Here is an 18,593-nt window from a genome sequence, read left to right as displayed (position 1 = left end):
AGTGGCTGTGCGTCGTAACCAATGGCTGACTACAACAACTTCTGCCGCTGTCTCAGCTGCACCCGCTCGTGGCGCCGCATGTGTCGCACTTCTCGCACGTGCCATTCCTGACCATCGTGAAGTTCTGGCACTCGGAGCACATGTTGCCGGTATAGCCCTGCATGATCGAGCGGGCGCGGCGTTCGGCTTCGACTTTCTTTGCCTCGGACTTCGCCGCAGCGGCCTCTGCCGCGGCCTTGTCGGAAAAGAGGGCAGTCACCTCCTGTTCCGCCTCTTCGGCAATCTCCTCGGCGAGTTCGACGGCTCGTTCCTCGTAATCGCGCTTGAAGGCGACGACTTCGGAAGTGGCGGCGGCGATTGCCGGCTCAAGCTTTCGCACGGCATTGCCGGAGATCGAGGTGACGGAAGCGCCGGCCGAGGCGCGGGCCGGGGCGGCCGTCGAAGCACCCTTCGGCTCGGAGCGCTCGCCGGTACCGCCGACGATGGACGGCTTGTAGCCACGGGTCCAGCCGGTGGAGACGAGGTTGGTCTTGCCTTCCTGAATGCCGCGGCCGAGCGCGGTATTGCTGAAGTCGGAGGTGTCGACATGAGCAAGGTCGTGGCGGCCGAGATAGGAAACGGCAAGCTCGCGGAAGACATAGTCGAGGATCGACGTCGCGTTCTTGATCGCGTCGTTGCCCTGGACCATGCCGGCCGGCTCGAACTTGGTGAAGGTGAAGGCCTCCACATATTCCTCGAGCGGCACGCCATATTGCAGGCCGAGCGAGATGGCGATGGCGAAGTTGTTCATCATCGCCCGGAAGGCCGCACCTTCCTTGTGCATGTCGATGAAGATCTCGCCGAGCCGTCCATCGCCGAATTCGCCGGTGCGCAGATACACCTTGTGGCCGCCGACGATCGCCTTCTGGGTATAGCCCTGCCGGCGGTTCGGCAGTTTCTCGCGGGCGCGCACCACCTTCTCGATGACGCGCTCGATGATCTTCTCGGTGACGGCGACCGCCTGGGCGGCTGCCGGCGCCTGCATCAGCTCCTCGATCGCGTCCTCGTCTTCCTCGTCCTCGATCAGCGAGGCGTTCAGCGGCTGCGAGAGCTTGGAACCGTCGCGGTAGAGCGCATTCGCCTTCAGCGCGAGCTTCCAGGAGAGCATGTAGGCGTTCTTGCAATCCTCGACGGTCGCCTCGTTCGGCATGTTGATCGTCTTGGAGATTGCGCCCGAAATGAAGGGCTGGGCGGCCGCCATCATGCGGATATGGCTTTCGACCGAGAGGTAGCGCTTGCCGATCTTGCCGCAGGGATTGGCGCAATCGAAGACCGGCAGGTGCTCTGCTTTCAGGAACGGTGCCCCTTCGAGCGTCATCGCGCCGCAGACATGGATGTTGGCGGCTTCGATGTCCTTCCTGGAGAAGCCCAGATGCTCGAGCAGGTTGAAGTCCATCGAGGCGAGCTGCTCATCGCTGACCTTCAGCGTCTCCTTCAGGAAGTCGGCGCCGAGCGTCCACTGGTTGAAGACGAACTTGATGTCGAAGGCAGCCTTAAGCGCCGCATTGACGGCTTCGATCTTCTCGTCGGTGAAGCCCTTGGCCTTGAGCGTCGTGGGATTGATGGCCGGGGCCTGGTTGAGGTTACCGTGGCCGACGGCATATGCCTCCATCTCGGCGATCTGGCTTTCCGAGTAGCCGAGCGTGCGCAACGCCTCGGGAACCGCGCGGTTGATGATCTTGAAATAGCCGCCGCCGGCGAGCTTCTTGAATTTCACCAGGGCGAAATCGGGCTCGATGCCGGTCGTGTCGCAATCCATGACGAGCCCGATCGTACCGGTCGGCGCGATCACGGTGGCCTGGGCGTTGCGGTAGCCGTGCTTCTCGCCCAGCTCGACCGCCTTGTCCCAGGCGCCCTTGGCATGGGCGATCAGGTCCTGGTCCGGGCAATCGCCGTGGACGAGCGCGACCGGGTTGACGGACAGGCCCTCATAGCCGGCGGTCTCGCCGTGAGCCGCGCGGCGGTGATTGCGCATGACGCGCAGCATGTTGTCGCGGTTCGGCGCAAAGCCGGGGAAGGGGCCGAGCTTTGCGGAGATCTCGGCAGAGGTGGCATAGGCGACGCCGGTCATGATCGCGGTCAGCGCGCCGGCGATGGCGCGGCCCTCGGGGGAGTCATAGGGAATGCCTGACGACATCAGCAGGCCGCCGATATTCGCATAGCCGAGGCCGAGCGTGCGGTATTCGTAGGAGAGCTCGGCGATCTCGCGGGACGGGAACTGCGCCATCATCACAGAGACTTCGAGAACGACGGTCCAGAGACGGACGGCATGCTCGTAGTCGCCGATATTGATCCGCTTGGTCGCGGCATCCTTGAACTGCATCAGGTTGAGCGAGGCGAGATTGCAGGCCGTGTCGTCCAGGAACATGTATTCCGAGCACGGGTTGGAGGCGCGGATCGGGCCTGCAGCCGGGCAGGTGTGCCAGTCGTTCATCGTCGTGTTGAAGTGCAGGCCCGGATCGGCCGAGGCCCAGGCCGCGTGGGAGATCGACTCCCAGAGGTCGCGCGCCTTCAGGGTCTTCATGACGCGGCCGTCCTTGCGGGCGGTCAGGTGCCAATCGCCATCCGCCTCCACGGCGCGCAGGAAGTCGTCCTTGATCGAGACCGAGTTGTTGGAGTTCTGGCCGGAAACCGTGAGATAGGCCTCCGAATCCCAATCCGTGTCATAGGTCTTGAACTGGATGTCCTTATAGCCCTGCCGCGCGAACTGGATGACGCGCTTGACATAGTTTTCCGGAACCAGCGCCTGCTTGGCGGCACGGATCTCGCGCTTCAGCGCCGGGTTCTGCTTGGGATCGAAGCAGGCATCGTCGCTGCCGTCGCAATTGATGCAGGCCTTCATGATCGCCTTCAGGTGCTTGGCGACGATCTTGGAGCCGGTGACGAGGGCGGCGACCTTCTGCTCTTCCTTGACCTTCCAGTTGATGTATTCCTCGATGTCGGGATGGTCGATGTCGACGACGACCATCTTGGCGGCGCGGCGCGTCGTGCCACCCGACTTGATGGCGCCCGCGGCGCGGTCGCCGATCTTCAGGAAGCTCATGAGCCCGGAGGACTTGCCGCCGCCCGAGAGCCTTTCGCCTTCGGCGCGCAGATGCGAGAAGTTGGAGCCGGTGCCGGAGCCGTATTTGAAGAGGCGCGCCTCACGCACCCAGAGATCCATGATGCCGCCCTCGTTGACGAGGTCGTCCGCGACCGACTGAATGAAGCAGGCGTGCGGCTGCGGGTGTTCGTAAGCGGACTTCGACTTCGTCAGCTTGCCGGTGAAGGGATCGACGTAGAAATGGCCCTGGCCGGGGCCGTCGATGCCATAGGCCCAGTGGAGGCCGGTGTTGAACCATTGCGGCGAGTTCGGAGCAACGCGCTGGGTGGCGAGCATGTAGGCGAGCTCGTCGCGGAAGGCGCTGGCGTCCTCTTCCGTGTCGAAATAGCCGCCCTTCCAGCCCCAATAGGCCCAGGTGCCGGCCAGGCGATCGAAAACCTGGCGGGCATCGGTTTCGGAGCCGTACTGCTCTTCCTTCGGCAGCGCCTTCAGCGCGTCGTTGTCCGGAACCGAGCGCCAGAGGAAGGACGGCACGTCGTTTTCCTCGACACGCTTCAGCTTTGCCGGCACACCGGCCTTGCGGAAATATTTCTGGGCGAGAATATCGGCGGCGACCTGCGAGAACTGCGCCGGCACGTCGATATCCGCAAGGCGGAAGACCACGGACCCGTCCGGGTTCTTGATCTCACTCGTCGCCTTGCGGAACTCAATCTCGGCATAGGCGGATTGCCCTGCCTTCGTGAAACGACGCTCGATCTTCATTGTCCCGTCCTTTGTTGCCATGCGCTAAAGCGCAGTTAACCTCGCCCGGCCGCGATGGATCTCGCAGCCAGCCTGAAAATTTCTGTCGATGTGAGGAAACCCAGCTCCTGGGTAATCCTGTATCTTGTGATGATGCTGGCTGCAAACACTAAATATAGTATTAACAGGCTCTTTACGCCAGCTCGAAATGCCGCTTGAGCGACCCAAATTTCGCGCAAAATTCCGCCACTGCAGCCGCTCGGGGTCATCCGCCCGGGCCGCATGTCGGAACCGACGATTTGGGGGTGTGAACCGGCCTCTGAACTTCCCGGTCCGCCGCCGTCGCAACGTGAAATCCATTAACCGTGAATCGCCTCGGGGCGTCAAGGGGTGGTTTGTGACGGAAGTTTGAGCGCTATATCTTGTGTGGGTCGACTGTGGAAAACGGGGACATCGATCAATCCGTTGAAAAACAGGGACTTCCACCGCTTGCCTGCGAAGATGAGCTAGCGGCAGGCCCAAATTCAAATTTTTATGGATGAAAAAGCGGGTACAAGACGCGGCCTAGCGCTACTCGCGATTGCGAATCAGGTGGGTGTGTGATGCGGCCCGTTTTGGTAGTGTGCTGAAGGTTCTGCAAATTCACTGAGAGAGGCGGTCATGGCAGGCTGGTGATGTTGACGTCACCTGATTCCCTGGAAGGAACGCCACCATGACCAAGACTGAAGGTAAGACAGCCAGCGCCGCCGTCAAAGACATTTTGCTTTCGAACCCCGATGGGCTGCGCGAGGTGATCCGCACGGTGATGCAGGAGGTGCTGGAAGCGGAGATGGACGAGGCGCTGGGAGCTGCGAAAGGCGAGCGCACGCCGGAGCGGCTCGGCTACCGTTCGGGCCACTATGGCCGCACGCTGATCACGCGGGTGGGCAAGCTCGAGCTGCGGGTGCCGCAGGATCGCTCGGGGCACTTCTCCACCGAATTGTTCGAACGCTATCAGCGCTCCGAGCGGGCGCTGGTGGCAACCTTGGCGGAGATGTATGTGCAAGGGGTGTCGACGCGGAAGGTCAAGGCGATCACCGAGGAGCTGTGCGGCCATGCCTTCTCGGCGTCATCGATCTCGGCGATCAACAAGCGGCTGGACGAGAGCCTGAAGGCCTTTGCCGAGCGCCCGCTTCAAGAGCCGTTTGCCTACCTGATTCTCGATGCCCGTTATGAGAAGGTGCGCGAGGCCGGTGTGGTGATGAGCCAGGCGGTGTTGATCGCTGTCGGCATCGACTGGGACGGACGGCGGCAGATCCTGTCGGTCGAGATGGCCGGCCGTGAAAGCCGTTGCGCCTGGAAGGACTTCCTCGTCAGGCTGAAAGGGCGCGGTTTGAAGGGCGTCGAACTGGTGGTCTCCGACGACCATGCCGGTCTCGTCGCGGCAATTGGCGAGGTGATCCCGGAAGCTGCCTGGCAGCGCTGTTACGTGCATTTCCTCAGGAACGCCCTCGATCACCTGCCGCGCAAACATGGCGACGATTGCCTGCAGGAGCTTCGATGGCTCTATGATCGCCGCGACCTTGATGAGGCGAAGGCCGATCTCGCCGCGTGGCTGGGAAAATGGTCGGTCCGCTATCCGCGCCTGACCTCCTGGGTTGAGGAAACCATCGAGCAGACGCTGACCTTCTTTCGTCTGCCGCGCCAGCATCACAAGCACCTCAAGAGCACCAACATGCTGGAACGCCTCAACGAGGAAATCCGCCGCAGAACCTACGTCGTGCGCATCTTTCCCAACACCGAGAGCTGCCTACGACTCGTCCGCGCCCTCGCCGTCGAAACCCACGAAAACTGGATGGAGGCCAATCGCTACATCAACATGGACGACCTGCGAGAGCACAAGAAACTCGCACTCCGTCAAGCCGCATGACCAGCACGCATGACCGCCCATTTTGCAGAACTTGACGCACACAACCCCCGTTTTGGTGATTCGGCGGTACCAGCAGTATCAAGTCGAGGGGCGATGTTGGGACTCCCCTGGCGCCCGCACCCCGCGTCTTAACTCATTAGAATCGATCACGTTAACGATTTTAGTTGCGGGGCGCCTAGGTTCAGGAAACGTATCGGAGGACTGCAATCTCTCCTGCCTCATCTCTGTGCTTGTCACAGAGATCCAGCAGCGCCGCGTCTGCGGCGCGGAAAGCGTTCTTTCAGCCCAAGGACTTGGTCTGGCTGGATCCCTGTGACGAGCACAGGGATGAGGTAATCAAACAAGCCGCGGCGGGAATCCCGAATCTCAACAGGCCTTAGCCCACGCGTTTCTGCAGTTCCCTAGCGCCGTTGGGAGCGTTGACCTTGCCTGAGGTGATGAAGAAGGCAAAGACGTCGCGGGGTGCCGTCTCGGGCTGGCGTTCCGGCGCAGCTTTCTCCAGGTCGTCCGGCTCACCGCCGGCGGCAAAGGTCTTCAGCCGCTCGGCCCAGCGATCGAGATCTTTCGGTGGATAGCAGGTCTTCACCTCGTCGCTGCCCTTCTGCAGCCGTGCATAGACGAAATCACCCGTGACATCGGCGATCATCGGGTAGTCCGCATGCTCGGCGAGAACGACGGCAACCTTGTATTTTTCAATGAGCTTGACGAAGTCCGGAACCTTGAAGCTGGGGTTGCGGACTTCGACCACGTGGCGGAGCTTCAGGCCGTCCTGCTTTTCCGGCAGGAGCTTCAGGAATCCCTCGAAATCCTCCGCATCGAATTTCTTGGTCGGCGCGAACTGCCAGAGAATGGGACCGAGGCGGTCGCCGAGTTCCGTCAGCCCCTGCGTCAGGAACCGCTCCATGGATTCACCGGCTTCGGACAGGACCCTGCGATTTGTCACGAAGCGGCTGGCCTTCAGCGAAAAAATGAAGCCGTCGGGAACCTCCGCCGCCCACTTGGCAAAAGTCGCCGGCTTCTGTGAGCTGTAATAGGTGCCGTTGACCTCGATCGTCCGCAATTCCTTGCCGGCGAATTCGAGCTGCCGCTTTTTCGGAAGATCGTCCGGATAGAAGGTGCCTTCCCAGGGTTCGAAGTTCCATCCGCCGATGCCGACACGGATCTGTCCCGAATTTGCCATCCTCTTCCTCCTCGATGCTCACTCAGACACGCAAAACCGCTGTAGCCGGGGCGAATCAGAGACGCCACCCGCTTCAGGAGGCCACGCATCACTCCGCCGCAACCACCTTCTTCACCGGCCGGCGCTCCAGAAGCTCCTTCAGGAACTGGCCGGTATAGGAGCGCGGCTCCTTCACGACCTCTTCCGGCGTCCCTTGCGCAATGACCTCGCCACCGCCGTCGCCGCCTTCCGGGCCGAAGTCGATGATCCAGTCGGCCGTCTTGATGACTTCGAGATTGTGCTCGATGACCACCACGGAATTACCCTGATTGACGAGCTCATGCAGAACTTCAAGAAGCTTGGCTACGTCGTGGAAATGCAAGCCGGTTGTCGGCTCGTCCAGAATATAGAGCGTGCGCCCGGTTGAGCGTTTCGACAGCTCCTTGGCGAGCTTGACGCGCTGGGCCTCGCCGCCTGAAAGTGTGTTCGCCTGCTGGCCGATCTTGATATAGCCGAGGCCCACCTGGTTCAGTGTCACCAGCTTGTCGCGCACCGCCGGAACGGCCGCGAAGAACTCGACGCCTTCCTCCACCGTCATGTCGAGCACATCGGCGATCGACTTGCCCTTGAAGTGAACGTCCAGCGTCTCGCGATTGTAGCGCTTGCCGTGACAGACGTCGCAGGTGACGTAGACATCCGGCAGGAAGTGCATCTCGATCTTGATGACGCCGTCGCCCTGGCAGGCCTCGCAGCGGCCGCCCTTGACGTTGAAGGAGAAGCGGCCCGGCTGGTAGCCGCGCGCCTTTGCTTCCGGCAACCCGGCAAACCAGTCGCGAATGGGCGTGAAGGCTCCGGTATAGGTCGCCGGGTTGGAGCGCGGCGTGCGCCCGATCGGCGACTGGTCGATGTCGATCACCTTGTCGATATGCTCGAAGCCGTCGATGCGGTCGTGTTCGGCCGGATTTTCGCGCGCGCCCATGACGCGGCGGGCGGCAGCCTTGTAGAGCGTCTCGATCAGGAAGGTGGACTTGCCCCCGCCCGATACGCCGGTGACGGCGGTGAAGACACCGAGCGGGATCGACGCGGTCACGTTCTTCAGATTGTTGGCACGCGCGCCGACGACGGTGACTTCCTTTTTCTTCTTCGGTTTGCGCCGTTCGCCGGGCACGGCAACGGAAAGCTCGCCGGAGAGATATTTCCCCGTCAACGACTTCGGATTGGACATGATATCGGAAGGGGTCCCTTCCGCAATGACCTCGCCACCGTGAATGCCGGCCGCCGGGCCGATGTCGACGACATAATCGGCCGTCAGGATCGCATCCTCGTCATGCTCCACCACGATGACCGTGTTGCCGATGTCGCGCAGATGCCGCAGCGTATCCAGGAGGCGGGCATTGTCGCGCTGGTGCAGGCCGATCGAGGGCTCGTCGAGAACATAGAGAACGCCCGTCAGCCCTGAGCCGATCTGCGACGCGAGCCGGATGCGCTGGCTTTCGCCGCCCGAAAGCGTGCCGGAATTGCGCGAGAGGCTCAAATACTCGAGGCCGACGTCGTTCAGGAAGCGCAGGCGCTCGCGGATCTCCTTGAGGATGCGCACGGCGATCTCGTTCTGCTTCGTGCTGAGATGCTCGGGCAAGACCTCGAACCAGTCGCGTGCGGCGCGGATCGACATTTCGGAGACCTCGCCGATATGCAGCGCGTGGATCTTGACGGCAAGCGCTTCCGGTTTCAGCCGGTAACCGGCACAGGCGGGGCAGGGGGCCGCCGACATATAGCGCTCGATCTCCTCGCGCGCCCAGGCGCTGTCGGTCTCCTTCCAGCGGCGTTCGAGATTCGGCACGATGCCCTCGAACGTCTTCGTCGTGTTGTAGGATCGGGCGCCGTCCTGATAGTGGAAGGTGATCTTGTCCTTCGTTCCGTGGAGAATAGCTTCCTGTGCTTCCTCGGAAAGCTCGCTCCAGCGGCTGCCGAGCTTGAAGCCGAAAACCGTGCCGAGGGCCTCGAGCGTCTGGTTGTAGTAGGGCGACGTGGATTTCGCCCAGGGTGCAATGGCGCCGTCCCTGAGGGTGCGGTTCGGCTCCGGAACGATCAGCGCCTCGTCGATCTTCTGCTGGCTGCCCAGCCCGTCGCAGGTCGTACAAGCTCCGAAGGGGTTGTTGAAGGAGAAAAGCCGCGGTTCGATCTCGGGAATGGTGAAACCCGAGACGGGACAGGCGAACTTCTCGGAAAACAGCACCCGCTCATGCGTTTCGTTCAGCGACTTGTTGGCCGAGCCACCGGCGGAGGTCTCTTCCGGAGGCAGGGGGCGGTCGGCGAATTCGGCGATCGCCAAGCCGTCGGCGAGCGTAAGACAGGTTTCGATACTGTCGGCGAGACGGGTTCCGATATCGGGCCGCACCACGACACGGTCGACGACCACGTCGATGTCGTGCTTGTACTTCTTGTCGAGCGCCGGCACGTCGGCAATCTCGTAAAATTGCCCGTCTACCTTTACGCGCTGGAAGCCCTTCTTCATCAACTCGGCGAGCTCTTTCCTGTACTCGCCCTTGCGCCCGCGCACGAGCGGGGCCAGCATGTAGAGGCGCGTCCCCTCGCCGAACTCCAGCACCCGGTCGACCATCTGGCTGACGGTTTGGCTTTCGATCGGCAGGCCTGTGGCGGGAGAATAGGGCACGCCGACGCGCGCGAAGAGCAGGCGCAGATAGTCGTAGATCTCGGTAACGGTTCCGACAGTCGAACGCGGGTTGCGCGACGTGGTCTTCTGCTCGATCGAGATCGCCGGCGAGAGCCCGTCGATCTGATCGACGTCGGGCTTCTGCATCATTTCCAGGAACTGGCGCGCATAGGCCGAGAGGCTCTCGACATAGCGCCGCTGGCCCTCGGCGTAGATCGTGTCGAAGGCGAGCGACGATTTCCCGGAGCCCGAAAGGCCGGTCATCACGATCAGCTTGTTGCGCGGCAGATCAAGGTCGATGCCCTTGAGATTGTGCTCGCGAGCGCCGCGAATGGAAATGGTCTTGAGTTCGCTCATCGGAAGGCCAGCTTTGTATGTCGGTTGAAAGCCCCCTATGTAATGACGGCCGCGCCCATGTCGAGGCGCAATCGGCAAAAGAGGCGGCTCAATTGCGATTCGGTTGACAGGATCATAGAGGAATACTAGAACAAAAAAAGAACAAACTCTGCCATATCCACGCCAAATCAGCTGTGGATTATGCGCGATACGGGGCGTATCGGCGGCGGCGGGCCGTTAAGGTGTTCGCTCATGAGACATTGGAGAGCCGGCCGAGCGGTCCGGCGGCAAAAACGGGAAAAGCGATATGGCTGGTAGCGTCAACAAGGTGATCTTGATCGGAAACGTCGGGGCCGACCCGGAAATCCGGCGCACGCAGGACGGCCGGCCGATCGCCAACCTCAGAATTGCCACGTCCGAGACCTGGCGCGACCGCAATTCGGGCGAGCGCCGCGAGAAGACGGAGTGGCACACGGTCGTCGTCTTCAACGAAGGCCTCTGCAAGGTCGTCGAACAATATGTGAAGAAAGGCGCCAAGCTCTACATCGAAGGCCAGCTGCAGACGCGCAAGTGGCAGGATCAGACCGGCAATGACCGCTATTCGACCGAGGTCGTCCTTCAGGGCTTCAACTCGACCCTGACGATGCTCGACGGCCGCGGAGGCGAGGGCGGCGGCGCAGGTCGCGGCGGCAGCGACTACGGCGGTGGCGGCTACGAGGAATACGATCAGTCGCGGCCCTCCTCGGGCGGCGCCCGGTCCGGCGGTCAATCGAACCAGCCGAACCAGGGCGGCAACTTCTCGCGCGATCTCGACGACGACATTCCGTTCTGATCGACTGCGCCAGCCAGTCCGAGACCATCCGGCCCGCTTCGTTGCGGGCCGTTCTCGTTGTGCGTTCAGACCTGAAACGCCGAACGCACGCCGTCCACGACGAATTGAACGGCGAGTGCGGCAAGGATGACGCCGAGGAGGCGGGTGAGGATCGCCCGGCCGGTGACGCCCAGGAACCGGTCGATGCGCTCGGCGATCACCAGCGCCAGGAACAGTATCGCCATCGATGCGGCGATGACGACGATGAGCTGCACCCGCTCCAGTGCCGAGGGAAATGAGCTGCCGAGAAGGATGGTTGCCGAGATCGCTCCCGGCCCGGCAACCAGGGGCAGTGCGAGAGGGAAGACCGCGATATTGTGGAGGTGGTCCTTCGTGATCGCCGTTTCCCCGGCCTTCTCCTTTCGCTCCTGGCGTTTCTCGAAAATCATCTCGAAGGCGATCCAGAAGAGCAGCATGCCGCCGGCGATCCGGAAGGCGCCGATCGAGATGCCGAGCAGACCGAGGATGCCGTCGCCGAAAAGTGCAAAGGCGGCGAGGATGAAAAAAGCGATGAGCGAGCCGCGGGTCGCGACCTGGAAGCGCTGCTGCCGGCTCAAGCCGACGGTCAGGCTCAGGAAGATCGGCGCAAGGCCGGGCGGATCAAGCGTGACGAGCAGCGTCGTCAGCGCATTGATCAAGAGATCGACGTCGAACATCCGTGTCCCCTTCCGGATTTTACCCCGGCTATTCCCGGTGGTGTGGCCCGCATTGTTAGGCAAGCGATGCGAGCTTGGAAAGAGCGGGTAGCCAAGCGCAACGCAATGGCTTAAACCAGCGCCATCCCCGAGGCGCGCAGCTTTCCTTGCGAGCTCCTTTCCTTGCCCTAGAAAAGCCTGTTCCTGCGGCAAAAGACTGTTCAAAACACCGGCCGAAAATTGGCGCTCCGAGCCGCATTCGGCTATAAAAAACCGACTGATTCTGAACAAAGATCGTGATCACCATTGACTGAGCAAAGCACCCCCGGCGGCGGAAAAAATCCGCCAGGCATCGAGCCGATTTCCATCATCGAGGAAATGCAGCGGTCGTATCTCGATTACGCCATGAGCGTGATCGTGTCGCGTGCGCTTCCCGATGTGCGCGACGGTCTCAAACCCGTTCACCGCCGCATCCTCTACGGGATGAGCGAGCTCGGCATAGACTGGAACAAGAAATACGTAAAATGCGCCCGCGTCACCGGTGACGTGATGGGTAAATACCATCCGCACGGCAACATGGCGATTTACGATGCGCTCGCACGCATGGCGCAGGACTGGTCTCTGCGGCTGCCGCTGATCGACGGTCAGGGCAACTTCGGCTCCGTCGACGGCGATCCGCCGGCGGCGGAACGTTATACCGAGTGCCGGCTGCAGAAGGCGGCGCATTCGCTGCTGGACGATCTCGACAAGGACACGGTCGATTTCCGCGACAACTACGACGGCACCTTGCACGAGCCCGTCGTCGTCCCGGCAAAGTTCCCGAACCTGCTCGTCAACGGCGCCGGCGGCATCGCCGTCGGCATGGCGACCAATATCCCGCCGCATAACCTCGTAGAGGTGATCGACGGCTGTATCGCCCTGATCGACAATCCCGCGATCGAGCTGCCGGAGCTGATGCAGATCATTCCGGGACCGGATTTTCCGACCGGGGCGCTGATCCTCGGCCGTTCGGGCATCCGTCAGGCCTACGAGACCGGCCGCGGCTCCGTCATCATGCGCGGGCGTGCCCATATCGAGCCGATGCGCGGCGATCGCGAGCAGATCATCATTACCGAGATCCCCTATCAGGTGAACAAGGCGACGATGATCGAGAAGATGGCCGAGCTCGTCCGCGAGAAGCGGATCGAGGGCATCTCCGATCTTCGCGACGAATCCGACCGCCAGGGCTATCGCGTCGTCATCGAACTGAAGCGCGACGCCAACGCCGAAGTCATCCTCAACCAGCTTTACCGCTACACGCCCCTGCAGACCTCTTTCGGCTGCAACATGGTGGCGCTGAACGGCGGCAAGCCGGAGCAGATGACGCTGCTCGACATGCTGCGCGCCTTCGTCTCCTTCCGCGAGGACGTCGTCAGCCGGCGCACGAAATACCTGCTGCGCAAGGCGCGCGAGCGGGCGCATGTGCTGGTCGGTCTCGCGATTGCCGTCGCGAATATCGACGAGGTGATCAAGCTCATCCGCCAGGCGCCGGATCCGCAGACCGCGCGCGAACAGCTGATGGAGCGCCGCTGGCCGGCGCACGACGTCGATGCGCTCATCCGGCTGATCGACGACCCGCGCCACCGGATCAACGACGACGCTACCTATAACCTGTCCGAAGAACAGGCCCGCGCGATCCTCGACCTGCGCCTGCAGCGTCTGACCGCGCTCGGCCGCGACGAGATCGGCGACGAACTCAACAAGATCGGCGAGGAGATCAAGGATTACCTCGACATCCTGTCGTCCCGGCTCCGCATCATGCAGATCGTCAAGAACGAGCTTACCGCAGTCCGGGACGAGTTCGGCACGCCGCGCCGCACCGAGATCGCCGAAGGCGGTCCGGACATGGACGACGAGGACCTGATCGCGCAGGAGGACATGGTGGTGACCGTGTCCCATCTGGGCTACATCAAGCGTGTGCCGCTGACGACCTATCGGGCGCAGCGCCGCGGCGGCAAGGGCCGCTCGGGCATGGCCACCCGCGACGAGGATTTCGTTACCAGGCTGTTCGTCGCCAATACGCACACGCCGGTTCTGTTCTTCTCCTCCCGCGGCATCGTCTACAAGGAGAAGGTCTGGCGGCTTCCGATCGGCACGCCGCAGTCGCGCGGCAAGGCGCTGATCAACATGCTGCCGCTGGAACCCGGCGAGCGCATCACCACGATCATGCCGCTGCCCGAGGACGAGACGACCTGGGAAAACCTCGACGTCATGTTCTCGACGACCCGCGGCACGGTCCGTCGCAACAAGCTCTCCGACTTCGTCCAGGTCAACCGCAACGGCAAGATCGCGATGAAGCTCGAGGAGGAGGGCGACGAGATCCTCTCGGTCGACACCTGCACCGAGTTCGACGACGTGGTGCTCACGACGGCGCTCGGCCAGTGCATCCGCTTCCCCGTCGCCGATGTCCGCGTCTTCGCGGGCCGCAACTCGATCGGCGTTCGCGGCATTTCGCTCGGTGACGGCGACCGGATCATCTCGATGGCCATCGTCGCTCACGTCGAAGCCGAGCCGTGGGAGCGTGCCGCCTATCTGAAGCGTTCGGCCGCGGAGCGTCGCGCCTTGACCGGTGAAGAAGAGGAAATCGTGCTTGTCGGCGAGGAGGTCACCAATGGCGGCGAACTCACCAACGAGCGCTACGAGGAACTGAAGGCGCGCGAGCAATTCATCCTGACGGTCTCGGTGAAAGGCTTCGGCAAGCGTTCCTCGTCCTATGACTTCCGTACTTCAGGCCGCGGCGGCAAGGGCATTCGCGCCACCGATACCTCGAAGACTGCGGAAATCGGCGAACTCGTCGCCGCCTTCCCGATCGAGCACAACGACCAGATCATGCTCGTTTCCGATGGAGGCCAGCTCATCCGGGTTCCGGTGGAGGGCATTCGCCTGGCGAGCCGCGCCACCAAGGGCGTGACCATTTTCTCCACCGCCAAGGACGAGAAGGTCGTTTCGGTCGAGCGGATCACCGAGCCGGATGGCGACGAGGAGATCGAAGCCGTAGGTGCCGAAGGCGTCATGGCCGAACCGGAGTTGCCGACGGACACCGCGTCGACACCGGACGAGTGATCGAAGCGCAGGAACGATTTCAGGCCCGCCGCTATCCAGCGGCGGGTCTTATCATATGTGCAAAGGTCACCTTCAGAAGATGCGCTCGGGGTTGGGCTTGAGTTCTTCGAGTGCCGACTGCGCGGCCTACTAGGAAACGTATCGGGGACTGCAATCTCTCCTCGCCCTCATCTCTGTGCTTGTCACAGAGATGAGGGCAGCGCCGCGTCTGCGGCGCGGGCAATGTTCTTTCAGCCCAAGGACTTGGCCTGGCTGGATCCCTGTGACGAGCACAGGGATGAGGAGGTCAAGCACATCCTCGTTCCATCGCTGTACCGGCGAAAGGCGCCGTCAGTTCTTGAAAACGACGCAGGCGCCGCCGCTTTTTCGTATGGCGGCGCAAAGCTGATCGGCTTCGGCGCGCGTCTGCCGGCCGATGCGGGCAGCGTAGCGGCGCCTGGATCCGAAGCTGGCATTACGCTCCCGCACCAGAACCGCCTTTTCGCTGTTGATCGGAGCGGGCAATCTTTTCACGGCATTCAGGAACAGCCGCTGCGCCATGGATTTCTGATAATGGGCCGAAAGCTGAACTCCCCAGGGCGCCCAGACGGCTTCATCGGCGATAACCAGCTCGCGCAAGCGCCGCGTATTGGCAAGCGCGACGCAGCCATCGAGGAAGCTTTTGTCCTTGTCGAGTTCGATGTTGAGCGACTTCGGTGGATTGTCGCGCCAGTCTTCGACGGAATAGGCGGTGATCGCCAGCACGTAATCCCGCGTTTCATAGGGTAAGCGGTCCTTTTCCAGGAAGCGCTCCAGGCCTGCTTCGCCGGCATTGTAGGCCGCCGCCGCAAAACCGAGATTGCCGTAACGGGACTTGAGCTCGCTCAGATACTCGGCGGATTTGCCCAGCGCCGCCACCGCGTTGAAGCTGTCCGACAGGCCGCGCAGCTTTGCCGTCGCGGGCATGAACTGAGCGATTCCTTCTGCGCCCTTCGGGCTGATGGCGTCCGGCTGGAAAAGGCTTTCGCGCCAGATCAGGCGGGCGAAGAAAGCGGCGGGCAGGTCGTTCGCCTTGGCATAATGTTCGATGATGCCGCAGACGTCCCGGGCGAAATTGTCGGAGGTGATGCAGAGACGGAGGAAGGGGTTTTCTGTGGACACGCCCGAGTAGAGGCATTTCCGCGGCGGAGCCGGCGCGTCGGTGCGCGCCTCCGCGGCCCCGGAGTGGCCGGAGACAAAACACATGACCACGGACAATACGGCCGCGGCGACGCGTGCCAGATGTCCTTTCAGGGTGCTCCGGATGCGGCTTGTGCCTGCCTTTTCGTACTCGACCATGCGGCCCTCGGCGACCAACGAGTGCATATAGATAGCATCTTCGTCGCGGACGAGAAATCGGGCTGCAAAGCTTTCAGTCGGGAGAACCGGTGCGCAGGATCAGTTGCATGAAGGTGAGGTCGAGCCAGCGGCCGAATTTCGTGCCGACCTCCTTCATATGGCCGGTCTCGCGAAAACCGAGTTGCTCATGGAGACGGATCGACGGCAGGTTTCCCGACTCGATCCCCGCGATCATCACGTGCTTGCCAAGTGCTTCGGCCCGATCGATGAGCTCGAGCATCAGCGCCCGGCCTATGCCGCCGCCGCGCTGGTCCGCCCGCACATAGACCGAGTGCTCGACCGTGTGCCGGTATCCGTCGAAGGCGCGCCACTCGCCAAAGGAGGCGTAGCCGACGACCTCGCCGTCAAGGGAAAGGGCGGCAAGCACCGGGAAGCCGGCAGCATTGCGTGCTTTCAACCAGGTCTTCCGATTGGCGACGTCGACAAGGGTCTCGTTCCAGATCGCCGTCGTGTTCGCCACAGCGTCATTGTAGATCGCGCATATCGCCGGAAGATCGGTTTCGGCGGCGTCTCTGATCTCCATACTCTTCCTCCGGGTCCAGCGGACTTTTCAGCTCAACAGCCGAATCTCTTTTTGTCCACCAGATCACGATGTTTTTAGGTCGGGTCGACCTAAAAACATGAACGTGATCGATTCCAAAAGTGAGAGCGGGATGCGGGCGGAAAACCGCACACACTTTTCCTCATCCCGCTCTAACCCCTCAGCTCCGCGTCGGCAATCGCGGCCACTGCTAAAGTGCTTTCCGGGCTTTCTCCGTCGCCAAGGAACCAGGCCGCCGACAGGCCGGCATAGGCGATGACCCACTGAAGGAGCCTCTTCGGCTCCAGCCGCGCCTCATGGGCGACGATTGCAAGCTGTCTGGATAGGCGCCCCGGAGCGGTTACGACGGGAAGCTCCGGATTGCAGAAGAGATTGGCGTAATCGAAACCGCGGTCGCCACAGAGGCCCTTGGGATCTATGGCCAGCCAGCCCCGGGCATCGAAGTCGAGGATGTTGCCATGGTGAATGTCTCCATGCAGGACGACCGGGACATCGGGCGTGGATAGGAGATGTTGGGCAGCGTCTGCGCAGGTCCTGAGAATACCGCCATGGAGGCGGGCTGCGGGGGCCAGCGCCTGGAACCAGCGCTCGAGCGGTGCGAGACCCGCCGGCGGGGAGGGGCGTGCTGCATGCAGCATGGCAACGGCGCGGCAGGCGATCCGGGTGGCGTCGTCGTCGCTGCCGGTCATCGCCATATGAAAAAGCGAACGGCGGCTCTCCGACCGTTCGAGGAGGATGGCGCTATCGGTTGCGGCGTAAACCTGGGCGGCGCCGTGACCGTCCCACCATCGCATCAACTGCCCGCCAGACCTTTCTTCCGGCTCGTCTGCCACCTTGAGCATCGCCGGCACGCCGCGCCAGCGAACGGGCAGCAGCCGGCTCGTCCTCGTGAGGATCGGGTCGCCCGCGGGCTCGAGAGACCATTCATCGATGAAAGACGTGAACATCGGGGCAGCATAATCGATTCGCTGCGCAAGGAGCCCCGCGCATTGGGCGGGGCTCCTTCCTCCTTATCGATTTCAGGCGACGTTTTCGAGCGACGGATAATCCGTATAACCCTTGGCGCCACCGCCATAGAAGGTCGCCTGGTCCGGTGCATTCAGGGCCACGTTGTCTCTCAAACGACGAACGAGATCCGGATTGGCGATGAAGGGTTTGCCGAAAGCAACCAGATCGGCTTCGCCGCTCTCGACCGTCTTCAGCGCCATACCGCGATCGTATCCGTTGTTCGTCATCCAGGCCGCCCTGCCGCCGGCCGCTGCGTAGGCGGCACGGAGGCTTGTGTAGTCGAAGGGGCGATCGCCCTGCTGGTGGTCGCGCGCTCCGCCCGTTGCGCCTTCGATGACGTGCACATAGGCGAGCGGATATCGGGCGAGGCCTTCGACGACATAGGTGAAGAGCGGCTGCGGGTCCGGATCGAAAGCGTCGTTGGCGGGGGTCACGGGAGAGATGCGGATCCCGACCCGGCCAGCGCCGATCTCCTTGGTAACGGCATCGACCACCTCGACGAGAAAGCGGGCGCGGTTCTCGATCGAGCCGCCATAGGCGTCCGTGCGTTCATTGGAGCCGGAGCGCAGGAACTGGTCGATCAGATAGCCGTTGGCAGCATGGATCTCGACGCCGTCGAATCCGGCTTCGATCGCGGCCCGAGAGGCCTTGCGGTAATCCTCGACGATGCCGGCGATCTCCGCCGGTTCGAGCGCTCTCGGTTCGGAGGTTTCGGCAAAGCTGCCCGTCCCATCGGGGTTGACGAGGTAGGTCTTCGATTTGGCGCGGATAGCCGAAGGGGCGACCGGTTTTCCGCCCTGCGGCTGGAGCGAGTCGTGGGATATCCGCCCGACATGCCACATCTGCACGACGATCTTGCCACCGGCTTTGTGGACCGATTCCGTGACCTTGCGCCAGCCGGCGAGGGCCTCCGGTTTGTAAAGCCCCGGCACGTCGGCATAGCCCTGGCCCTGGTGGCTTATTGCCGTCCCTTCGGTGATCAGCAGGCCGGCGGATGCGCGCTGCTCGTAATAGGCGACGTTAAGATCATTGGGCACTGCCTGGGGTGAACGGTTCCGGGTCAGAGGTGCCATCACCACGCGGTTGCTGAGGCTGATATCGCCGATCGTGATCGGGTCGAAGAGAGAGGCCATGGATTGTCCTTTCCATTGCGGTTGA

General features: G+C 62.4%; 11 protein-coding genes. 3 read left to right on the top strand and 8 right to left on the bottom strand.

Translation table 11 applies throughout. The features are described from left to right. Positions 1-52 precede the first annotated feature (52 nt). A complete protein-coding gene (locus M1D43_RS05670; RefSeq protein WP_003529536.1) occupies positions 53-3,844 on the bottom strand; it encodes a vitamin B12-dependent ribonucleotide reductase in 3,792 nt (1,263 codons plus the stop codon). 691 nt (positions 3,845-4,535) lie between these two features. Here M1D43_RS05670 and M1D43_RS05665 point away from each other — a divergent pair. Beyond that, a complete protein-coding gene (locus tag M1D43_RS05665) occupies positions 4,536-5,732 on the top strand; it encodes an IS256-like element ISRm5 family transposase (RefSeq protein WP_153313422.1) in 1,197 nt (398 codons plus the stop codon). A gap of 376 nt (positions 5,733-6,108) precedes the next feature. On the opposite strand, the gene M1D43_RS05660 is transcribed toward M1D43_RS05665, so the two are convergent. Together M1D43_RS05660 and uvrA are read right to left on the bottom strand one after the other, a co-directional pair. Continuing rightward, positions 6,109-6,912 carry a DUF72 domain-containing protein gene (locus M1D43_RS05660; RefSeq protein ID WP_127541421.1) on the bottom strand — a complete coding sequence of 268 codons (804 nt, stop codon included), beginning with the start codon at positions 6,910-6,912 and terminating at the stop codon, positions 6,109-6,111. An 88-nt stretch (positions 6,913-7,000) separates the two neighbouring features. After that, positions 7,001-9,922: an excinuclease ABC subunit UvrA gene (uvrA, locus tag M1D43_RS05655; protein ID WP_003529545.1), complete on the bottom strand. Its 2,922-nt coding sequence runs from the start codon at positions 9,920-9,922 to the stop codon at positions 7,001-7,003. Between the two features lie 286 nt (positions 9,923-10,208). Here uvrA and M1D43_RS05650 point away from each other — a divergent pair, with 286 nt between their 5' ends. Next, entirely contained in the window at positions 10,209-10,733 is a 525-nt protein-coding gene (locus M1D43_RS05650; RefSeq protein ID WP_003529546.1) for a single-stranded DNA-binding protein, read from the top strand. A gap of 65 nt (positions 10,734-10,798) precedes the next feature. Here the strand turns inward: M1D43_RS05650 and M1D43_RS05645 are convergent, their stop codons facing one another. After that, positions 10,799-11,428, bottom strand: coding sequence for a MarC family protein (locus M1D43_RS05645; RefSeq protein ID WP_003529547.1), 630 nt, complete (start codon positions 11,426-11,428; stop codon positions 10,799-10,801). 285 nt (positions 11,429-11,713) lie between these two features. Between M1D43_RS05645 and gyrA the strand changes: the two genes are divergently transcribed. Continuing rightward, the gene (gyrA, locus tag M1D43_RS05640; protein WP_153313786.1) at positions 11,714-14,509 is read left to right on the top strand and encodes a DNA gyrase subunit A; all 2,796 of its coding nucleotides are present in this window, start codon (positions 11,714-11,716) and stop codon (positions 14,507-14,509) included. A 330-nt stretch (positions 14,510-14,839) separates the two neighbouring features. Here the strand turns inward: gyrA and M1D43_RS05635 are convergent, their stop codons facing one another. The 4 genes from M1D43_RS05635 to M1D43_RS05620 all read right to left on the bottom strand — a co-directional run bounded on the left by M1D43_RS05635 (position 14,840) and on the right by M1D43_RS05620 (position 18,568). Continuing rightward, positions 14,840-15,853, bottom strand: a complete 1,014-nt coding sequence (locus M1D43_RS05635; RefSeq protein WP_192923429.1) for a lytic transglycosylase domain-containing protein — start codon at positions 15,851-15,853, stop codon at positions 14,840-14,842. 46 nt (positions 15,854-15,899) lie between these two features. Continuing rightward, positions 15,900-16,409 carry a GNAT family N-acetyltransferase gene (locus M1D43_RS05630; RefSeq protein WP_010969303.1) on the bottom strand — a complete coding sequence of 170 codons (510 nt, stop codon included), beginning with the start codon at positions 16,407-16,409 and terminating at the stop codon, positions 15,900-15,902. 170 nt (positions 16,410-16,579) lie between these two features. After that, on the bottom strand, positions 16,580-17,374 hold the full coding sequence (locus M1D43_RS05625) for an aminoglycoside phosphotransferase family protein (protein WP_153313785.1): 795 nt from the start codon (positions 17,372-17,374) through the stop codon (positions 16,580-16,582). Between the two features lie 72 nt (positions 17,375-17,446). Beyond that, positions 17,447-18,568: an alkene reductase gene (locus M1D43_RS05620; protein WP_127638362.1), complete on the bottom strand. Its 1,122-nt coding sequence runs from the start codon at positions 18,566-18,568 to the stop codon at positions 17,447-17,449. Positions 18,569-18,593 lie beyond the last annotated feature (25 nt).

The organism is Ensifer sp. R1-3 (assembly GCF_056739175.1).
The sequence above is the reverse complement of the archived record's forward strand: the minus strand, read 5'-3'. Positions and strand labels throughout refer to the sequence as shown.

What these genes read in the sequence shown, in the direction of transcription:
- M1D43_RS05670 (WP_003529536.1), bottom strand. Translation starts at nt 3,844, where the DNA reads ATGAAGATCGAGCGTCGTTTCACGAAGGCAGGGCAATCCGCCTATGCC.
- M1D43_RS05665 (WP_153313422.1), top strand. Translation starts at nt 4,536, where the DNA reads ATGACCAAGACTGAAGGTAAGACAGCCAGCGCCGCCGTCAAAGACATT.
- M1D43_RS05660 (WP_127541421.1), bottom strand. Translation starts at nt 6,912, where the DNA reads ATGGCAAATTCGGGACAGATCCGTGTCGGCATCGGCGGATGGAACTTC.
- uvrA (WP_003529545.1), bottom strand. Translation starts at nt 9,922, where the DNA reads ATGAGCGAACTCAAGACCATTTCCATTCGCGGCGCTCGCGAGCACAAT.
- M1D43_RS05650 (WP_003529546.1), top strand. Translation starts at nt 10,209, where the DNA reads ATGGCTGGTAGCGTCAACAAGGTGATCTTGATCGGAAACGTCGGGGCC.
- M1D43_RS05645 (WP_003529547.1), bottom strand. Translation starts at nt 11,428, where the DNA reads ATGTTCGACGTCGATCTCTTGATCAATGCGCTGACGACGCTGCTCGTC.
- M1D43_RS05635 (WP_192923429.1), bottom strand. Translation starts at nt 15,853, where the DNA reads ATGCACTCGTTGGTCGCCGAGGGCCGCATGGTCGAGTACGAAAAGGCA.
- M1D43_RS05630 (WP_010969303.1), bottom strand. Translation starts at nt 16,409, where the DNA reads ATGGAGATCAGAGACGCCGCCGAAACCGATCTTCCGGCGATATGCGCG.
- M1D43_RS05625 (WP_153313785.1), bottom strand. Translation starts at nt 17,374, where the DNA reads ATGTTCACGTCTTTCATCGATGAATGGTCTCTCGAGCCCGCGGGCGAC.
- M1D43_RS05620 (WP_127638362.1), bottom strand. Translation starts at nt 18,568, where the DNA reads ATGGCCTCTCTCTTCGACCCGATCACGATCGGCGATATCAGCCTCAGC.